The sequence below is a fragment of the Haliea sp. genome (assembly GCF_040222615.1).
Lineage (GTDB): Bacteria > Pseudomonadota > Gammaproteobacteria > Pseudomonadales > Halieaceae > Haliea.
Genome location: NZ_JAVKCQ010000196.1, coordinates 1 through 8072, shown reverse-complemented (window position 1 = coordinate 8072; position 8072 = coordinate 1). Strand labels below are relative to the sequence as shown.

Sequence of the window (8072 nt, the reverse complement as noted above, 5' to 3'; positions counted from 1 at the left end):
CCTCCCAGGCCTGGCCGCCGATCCCCGGCACCGCCGCCACGGTGCGCGCCAGGGTCCGCCGCACAGTCGCGGGCAGGGGTCCCACCGGGTGGGACAGGAACTGGAACAGGGCGGTGGGGTTGAGTGGCTGCCACAGCAGCTCGCAGGCCAACGGCAGTAGCTGGAACACCGGCCGCCAGGGCGAGTTGCTGGCAAACCCCAGGCGCGCGCCGTCGCTGGCTTCCAGTGCTTCGTCAAGCTGGTCGCCGCGCTCCCCGGCAAGCACCGCCAGGGTCGCCTCGGGGGTGGCCGCCAGTTGCTGCCGGATCATCCGGGCAACCAGTGGCGCACTGCCGCGCGGGGAATCCGCGGTCAGTACCCGCAGGCTGCCATCGCCCGCCAGGGCGATTTTGCCCTGCCCGCTGGCGGCCCGCAGCCGCTCCTGCAACCGCCGCAGGTCAGTGCCCGCGGCCCCCCGGGGCGGGGGCTCGGCGATCTCGGTCAGGGTTGCCGGCAGTGCCCGCAACAGGCGCTGCCACAGCGGCGGGAAATCGTCGAGCCGGTCCAGCAGCCGGACTTCCGCGATGGCGGGGTCGTGCGTGGGCAGCAGGGACAAAACCCGCTGCAGGCGCTGGCCCGGGCCGGGCTCCACGCTGGCGGCGGCAATCTCTTCCACCGCGGCCATAGCGGCCAGGCGCGCCGGCGCCCCGGGATCGAAGCGGCCGCTCCAGCCACCCAGGTACCACTGGTCCCGCCATTGCAGGAGGCTGCGGGCGACGGCGAACGGATCTGCCTGCCAGGAGGCGTGGTAGAAGGCCGCCGGCTGGTCACACTGGTCGATACAGGCGAGATACTGGATCAGCCGGGCGCTGAAGGGGGTGTCGGTGGCGGCAATGCCGAGCCGGGTTTCCAGCGCGGTGAGCAGCCTTGCAGGTCCCAGGCTGGTCCGGCCCAGCGCCGCATCCACCGGGGTGGGCTGAGGGCCATCCCCTGTCAGGCTGAGTGTGATGACAAGCGGGCAGGGCGCAGCTGCGGCCATGTGCGGTTCCGTTCCTGGTTCGAAATGCCAGTGTACTGGAAAGCTTTCGCTGCTCAAGCAAAGCGTTTATTCCGCCGCCCGACTGGCCTAATCTGTGCACTGCTGCGTAGAAACGGACATGGACAAGCGATGAAGAAATGGCTGCTGTCAGTGGTGGCGCTGTTGGCAATGGCGGTGCTGGCGGCTCCCCCGCTGCTGGGATTTTCCCTGTGGCGGCTGGGGGATGCGCTGGCCGTGGCGACCGGCATGGGCGCGAAGCTGGGCTGTTCGGCCCATTTCGTCAGCGACCACGGCCCGCAACAGATTATCGATGATCTCGCCAGCTATTCGCCGGTCAATCGCCGGTTGCGCCTGGAGTTCGGCGACAACCGCGTCGCGGCCTCCCTGTTCGGCCTGGCGCCGGCCAGTGCCACCTGGCGGCCGGGCCTGGGTTGCACGCTGGACATCGGTGACACCGCGGCCCTGGATGCGCTGGTCGCCGGCAGCAGCTGGTCTGGCGCGGCGCCGGAGCCATCGCGGGCGCTAGCGCCGGCGGCGCAAGCCGCGACGGCCGCGCTGCTGGCTGCGGATGAAGGCCGTGGCCTGCAGACCAGGGCGTTGGTCGTGCTGCACGGCGGCGAGCTGGTGGCGGAGAGTTATGCCGAGGGCTTCGGCGCCGAGAGTTCACTGCTCGGCTGGTCCATGGGCAAGAGCGTTATCGCCATTCTGCTCGGGCGCATGGAGCTGCTGGGTCTGCTGCCTGCAGATCCGCCGCGGCCACTGTTTGCCGCCTGGGCCGGGGATGAGCGGCGGGCCGTGACCCTGCAGCAGCTGCTGCAGATGACCTCGGGACTGGACTGGGATGAAACCTACGCGCCGGGCAGTGACGCCACGCGCATGCTGTTCCAGGCCCGCAGCGCCTCCGAGGTGGCGCTGGCAAGCCCGCTCGCGCAGGTCCCCGGGACGACGTTCTCTTACTCCTCGGGCACCAGCAACCTGCTCGCACGCGTGCTGCACGACCGCCTCGGGGGTGCCCAGGCGCAGCTGGATTTCCTGCACCGGGAACTGCTCCAGCCACTGGGCCTGCGCCATACCCTGCTGGAGCTGGATCCGGCGGGGGTACTGGTCGCCAGTTCCTATGTCTACGGCTCAGCCCGCGATGGGGCGCGGCTGGGTCTTCTGCTGCGGGATCCGGGGCGTTTCAACGGGGACCCGCGGCTGCCGGCGGCCGGGGGGGCGCGCGCCACCCGTCCCAACCACAGCGGTAATGATCCCCGCTACGGCTACCAGCTCTGGCTCAATGGCGGCGGCGAACAGCTGCGCTGGCCGGATCTGCCGGCGGACGCCTACGCCATGCAGGGCAACCGGGGGCAGGTGGTCATGATCGTGCCCTCCCGCGCAGCCGTACTGGTTCGGCTGGGCTGGACCGACGGTGACTATCCGGTTTCTGCCGCGCTGGGGCAGTTGCTTGCAGCGCTGCCGGATGGCGCTTGACCAGGGATCGCCTGCGCCATGGGTAACACTTTGTCCGGAATCCCTCCCGGTAATATTCACACTCTGTGCTCCGGAAGCAAAATTGTAAATAAAAATCATATAAAACAATGGTATATAAACACCATGTAGAATCTGTGGAGATTTTTCACAGTACTTTACCGGCCAACATGACAAACCTTTCATGATCCGAAATCCTTGATAATGGGTATATCTGTTACCATGTGTGCAGTGTCGTAACACATGGGCGATTTCAGGGTGGGTGGTCCACCCCGGTCGCGACTATCAAGGAGATGTAGTAATGAAAACGTTGGCTGTATCAGCCAGGCTTGCCGCCCTGGCGTTGACCGCTGCCCTGGGCAGCACCGCCTTCGCGCAGACCCCCGAACAGGCCGAGTCGCGCATCACGCTGGCGATGAACGAAGCGCCCCTGGCTGCCGACTGGCAACCGACCCTCGCCGCCAGCGGCGAGCAGGCCCAGGCCGAGTCGGTGGAGCGCGAGCTGGCAACTTCGGTCGAGGCGATTTCGGAAAAGTTGAACCAGCAGCTTGAAGCGAAAATGGCGCGCAAGCTCGAACTCGCCATCTGACCTCCGGTCCCTGTTATGATCCGGCAGCGAATCCATGAACAAGGAGTGCTGCCATGGTCGAGCCACTGGCTCCGGAACAAATCTATCGCGCCTGCAGTGGAGAGGGTTTCCAGTTCGAGCTTACCACCGAGCTGGAATCCCTGGATTTGTTGTACGGCCACGATCGGGCCCGGGATGCCCTGAGTTTCGGCACTGCCATTCGCAGTGACGGCTTCAACCTCTACGTCCTGGGCGATCCCGGTCACGGCCGCCACGAACTGGTAGCGCAGTTTCTCAACACCCGTGCCGTTGCCGAGACCCAGCCCGGTGACTGGGCCTACCGCTATAATTTCGATGATCCTTCCCGTCCGCTCCACCTCGCCCTGCCGGCGGGGCTGGGTCGGCAATTGCAGACCGATCTGGGTCAGCTGGTCGACGAGCTGAAGACCGCGATTCCCGCCCTGTTCGAGAGCGAGGAATACCAGAACCGGCTGCAGGAAATGAACCAGGCCACGGGCGATCGGCAGCGCGATGCGATCGAAGCTATCCGCCGCGAGGCCCGGGAGCAGGATATCCTGCTGGTATCCACGCCCAATGGGTTCACCTTTGCTCCGGTGGATGCCAAGGCCGACGGTGACAGCATGATGTCCCCGGAAGACTTCCGCGCCCTGCCGAAGGAAGACCGCGAGCGCATTGAAGGCACGGTCGAGATACTGCAGCGCAAGCTGACCCAGGCGATTCGCCAGATGCCCCAGCTGGCTCGCGAGTTGCGCCATCGGGTGGATGCCCTGAACGCGGAAATGCTGCAGGCTGCGATCGGCGCGCCGCTGGCGGAACTGGAGGCGCGCTACCGGGAGCAGGAGGGGGTGCTGGCGCACCTGCAGGCCTGTCGCGAGGCCATTCTGTCGCATGTCAACGTGTTCCTGACCGAGGCGCCCGAGCTGTCCCCGGAGTCGGTGTTCAGTCGCTTCCAGATCAACCTGCTGGTGGATAACAGCGGTTGCAAGGGCGCCCCGGTAATTTACCAGGATCTGCCCAGCCACCAGCATCTGGTGGGTCGCACCGAGCACCATGTGCACAATGGCACCCTGGTCACCGACTTCTCGCTGATCAGGGCCGGTGCCCTGCACCGCGCCAACGGCGGCTACCTGCTGATTGACGTGCGCGGGGTGCTCACCCAGCCCGGCGCCTGGGAGACCCTGAAGCGGGTGCTGCGGGCGGGGGAGATCCGCACCGAGTCCCTGGAGCAGGCCTACGGCCTGATCAGTACCGTGAGTCTTGAACCGGAACCCATCCCGCTGGATGTCAAGGTGGTGCTGCTGGGCGAGCGCCTGTTTTACTACCTGCTCTGCGAACACGACCCCGAGTTCCTGGAGCTGTTCAAGGTGCAGGCGGACCTGGAGGACGAGCTGGACCGGGATCCCGCCAACCAGGCACTGTACGCGCGCATGATTGCCACCCTCGCCCGGGAGGCGGGCCTGCTGCCGCTGGACCGGGGTGGCGTTGCCGCGGTGATTGAGCGCGCCAGCCGCATGGCGGACGACCAGCGCAAGCTGACCGCGCGCCAGCGCGAGCTGCGGGACCTGCTGTTCGAGGCGCAGCACTGGGCGACCGAGTCCGGGGCCGGCGTGATCGGTCGCGATCATGTGGAGCGGGCGGTGACCCAGCAGCTGTGGCGCGCCAGCCGCCTGCGCGAGCGCAGTCACGAGATGATCCACCGCGGTACGGTCATGATTGCCTTCGCCGGCTCCGTGGTGGGCCAGGTCAATGGCCTGTCGGTGCTGACCTTGGGGGACTTCGCCTTTGGCCAGCCCTCGCGCATCACCGCCACGGCCCGGCCCGGCAGCGGCCAGCTGGTCGATATCGAACGCGAGGCTCGCATGGGCGGGCGCATCCACTCCAAGGCAGTGATGATCATCGCCCGCTACCTGGCCAACCGCTATGCCCCGGATGAGCCCCTGTCCCTGTCGGCCAGCCTCGTATTCGAGCAGTCCTATGGCGGAGTCGAGGGTGACTCGGCCTCGGTGGCGGAGATCTGCGCCCTGGTGTCCGCCATCGCCCGGGTGGGCCTGGACCAGTCGTTTGCTGTCACCGGCTCGGTCAACCAGCACGGCGAGGTGCAGGCAGTGGGCGGCGTGAACGAAAAAATCGAGGGCTTCTTCGACGTCTGCCAGGCCCAGGGCGGGGTCGATGGTCACGCGGTCCTGCTGCCCGCCAGCAATGTCGAACATCTCATGCTCAAGGCGGAGGTCCGCGCGGCGGTGGCGGATGGCCGGTTTCGCATTTATGCGATCCGCCACGTCGATGAGGCGCTGGCACTGCTGACTGGAACCGCTGTCGCCGGGCTGGATCGCATGGTGAGCGAGCGTCTGGCGCTGTTCGCGGCCGCGATCAAGGCGGCGAAGGGCGGGGAAGACAGTGAAGAGGAGCGCCAGGAGGATGACGACCATGATAGTTGACGCCCCGCGGCGCCGGCGCACGGATCTCCGGGTTCTGGCCCTGCTGGATGCTTCCCGGCAGAGTCTGGCGGCCCTGCGGGCGGCGACCGAGTTCGCTACCCAGCGCCGGGCGGAGCTGGTGGCCCTGTACGTGGAGGATCAGGACCTCCTGCGCTCGGCGGATTTCCCGTTTGCCCGGGAGGTCGGTGGCCACTCGGGTCTGGCGCGGCCGCTGTCGCCGGCGGAGATGCAAGTCACCCTGGCGGGTCAGCTGCAGCGTGCGCGGCGAGCCCTGGAGGCGGCGGTGGCGGGGCGCGATCTGGCGCATTCGCTGCAAGTGAGTCGCGGGCGGGTGGTGAATGCCGCCCTGGCCCTGGCCGACCGGGGGGACCTGCTGGTGCTGGGCAAGGCGGGTTTATCCGCACACTGCAGCGGCGTGCGGCTGGGGTCCAATTGCCGGGCGCTGATCCTGCAGGCGCCCTGCACGGTGCTGATCCTGGATGAAAACCATCCGCCGCGACGAGGGCCACTGCGGGTGCTGTCCGAGCCGGTGCCGGAAGACGTGCAGGCGCTGCCCCTCTGCGATCGCGTCGAACACCTGCAATTACACGATGCGCTGAGCCTGGAACGAAACCTGGCGGGGGCCCGCAGTGGCGCCCTGTTGCTGCGCCAGGGGGAGCTGCGGCAGCTGGCAGCCGATGACCCGAATTTGCTGGCGCGGATTCCGGTGCCGGTTATCGTGGTGCCCGACCCGCACTGACGTCCGCCATGCGCTGGCGATAGTCCCAGCTGAACAGGCGTTCCGGATGCACGGTGATCAGCACTTCCTCCTCCTTGCGCGCCAACAGCCAGTTGCCGACCCGGGACTCCTGCTGGCCCAGGTAGCGCTCCAGCAGGGTTTCGAGGACATCGTGCTCACCGAGCGGTGTCAGGGTAGCCCGGCCCTGGCCGCGCACACCGTGGTAGGGCGGGTCATTGGGGGAAACTTCAAAGCCCACCCGCGGATCCTGTTCCAGCAACCTGACCAGCGCGGACTTGCCGTGTGATACGCCGAGCAGGGCGCCCTCCCGCCAGGCGTACCATACCGACACCACCCGCGGGTAGCCGTCGCGGCTGGTACAGGCGAGGCGGAGGGGGAAGCGGGTGTCCTGCAGAAACTGCTCGATCTCGGGCAGGCTCCAGGGGCCTTTCAGGGTTGTGGGCATGGGTGTCCTCAGCCGGGGTTTCGGCGCAGTATAAGCTGGTCGCCGTGCCCACTGGAAAAAAATTGATCCGGAACAACGCGCTGCGCCGCGTGTTCGTCCATACTTCGCTACAATGTGCTGCCTATAAGCAATCATAACCAGCAGGAGAGAAGACCATGAAAATCCTATGTGGACGCATGCCTTGCAAAGCCAGGACGCCGCTCCTCGCCGCCCTGGTCGCAGCCGGCTTTGCGGCGCCCGCCTCGGCGGTGACCTTTGACCTGGGGCCGTTCGAGGCCAATTTTTCCTCCAATCTATCCATCGGCGCGAGTTGGCGGGCGGAGAGCCCCAACAGCGGCTTGCTGGCCCCTGGCAATACCGCCGATGGCAAGGGCCGCGCGTCCTCCAGTACCGCCGACGATGGCAACCTGAACTATGACAGTGGCGATCTGTTTTCGCTGCAGTTCCGGGGCATACACGACCTGGAGCTGACGCGGGACAACTACGGTTTCTTCACCCGCCTGAAGTACTGGTACGACCATGAGGTGGGCACCAGCACTGTGCCACACGGCCACGTTGCCAACGGCTACGTCCCGGACCGCAAGCTGGATACCTCGGGTTTCGAGCGCCTGGCGCGCTATCGCGGCGTCGAATTCCTCGATTATTATCTCTTCGGCAGCTTCGATGTGGGAGAAAGCCCGCTTGAATTGCGCGCCGGCAATATGGTGCTGAGCTGGGGCGAAAGCACCTTCATCCAGAACGGCGTCAACGTGGTCAACCCGTTTGATGTGACCGCCCTGCGCAAGCCGGGCTCGGAGATCAAGGAGGCCCTGCTGCCGGTGGGGATGGTCTACGCCAACTACGGCGTGACCGGTGACCTCAGCATGGAAGCCTTTGTCCAGTACGACTGGCAGCGCACCATCCTCGACGAATGCGGCACCTACTGGAATTCCGCGGATCCTTACGGCGGCGGCTGCGACTACCTGACCATTTCCGGCGCGGTGCCCGACAGCAGTGCCGAAGCGGCGGGCCTGATCCTGCCTCGCAGTGACGATGTGGAGGCCTCCGATTCCGGACAGTGGGGCCTGGCATTCCGCTACTATTCCGAAGCCCTCAATGCCACCGAGTTCGGCCTGTACTACCTGAATTACCACAGCCGCACGCCGATCTTCAGCGCCAACAATGCGACCGTCGCCTTTGGCTTTCCGGTCAATTTCGGCGCCAACCCCGATTACTTCTTCGAGTTCCCGGAGGACATCGAACTCTGGGGCCTGACTTTTGCCACCAACCTCGGCGACTGGGCGGTATCCGGTGAGCTGAGTTACCGGCCGGATTTCCCGCTGCAGATCAACACCACGGATCTGCTGCAGGCAGTGGCGCTGGGCAGTGCGGCG

General features: G+C 66.3%; 7 protein-coding genes. 5 read left to right on the top strand and 2 right to left on the bottom strand.

The features are described from left to right. The coding region (locus RJQ10_RS15560; protein ID WP_350148238.1) for a hypothetical protein at positions 1–1018 on the bottom strand (1018 nt) is incomplete at its 3' end. 129 nt (positions 1019–1147) lie between these two features. Between RJQ10_RS15560 and RJQ10_RS15555 the strand changes: the two genes are divergently transcribed. From RJQ10_RS15555 to RJQ10_RS15540, 4 genes are all read left to right on the top strand, one after another. Further along, the gene (locus RJQ10_RS15555) at positions 1148–2491 is read left to right on the top strand and encodes a serine hydrolase domain-containing protein (protein WP_350148237.1); all 1344 of its coding nucleotides are present in this window, start codon (positions 1148–1150) and stop codon (positions 2489–2491) included. A gap of 298 nt (positions 2492–2789) precedes the next feature. Then, complete coding sequence (locus tag RJQ10_RS15550; RefSeq protein WP_350148235.1) at positions 2790–3077, top strand: hypothetical protein; 288 nt, start codon at positions 2790–2792, stop codon at positions 3075–3077. 53 nt (positions 3078–3130) lie between these two features. Next, entirely contained in the window at positions 3131–5515 is a 2385-nt protein-coding gene (locus tag RJQ10_RS15545; RefSeq protein ID WP_350148233.1) for a Lon protease family protein, read from the top strand. Next, positions 5505–6254 (top strand): universal stress protein, encoded by a 750-nt coding sequence (locus tag RJQ10_RS15540; protein ID WP_350148231.1) that lies wholly within the window; start codon positions 5505–5507, stop codon positions 6252–6254. Before RJQ10_RS15545 ends, RJQ10_RS15540 begins: the two co-directional genes overlap by 11 nt. Here the strand turns inward: RJQ10_RS15540 and RJQ10_RS15535 are convergent. Continuing rightward, positions 6229–6699 (bottom strand): pyridoxamine 5'-phosphate oxidase family protein, encoded by a 471-nt coding sequence (locus tag RJQ10_RS15535; protein ID WP_350148229.1) that lies wholly within the window; start codon positions 6697–6699, stop codon positions 6229–6231. The two genes, RJQ10_RS15540 and RJQ10_RS15535, sit on opposite strands and share 26 nt — an antisense overlap. 155 nt (positions 6700–6854) lie before the next feature. Between RJQ10_RS15535 and RJQ10_RS15530 the strand changes: the two genes are divergently transcribed. Continuing rightward, on the top strand, positions 6855–8072 hold a 1218-nt coding region (locus RJQ10_RS15530; protein ID WP_350148227.1), incomplete at its 3' end, for a DUF1302 domain-containing protein.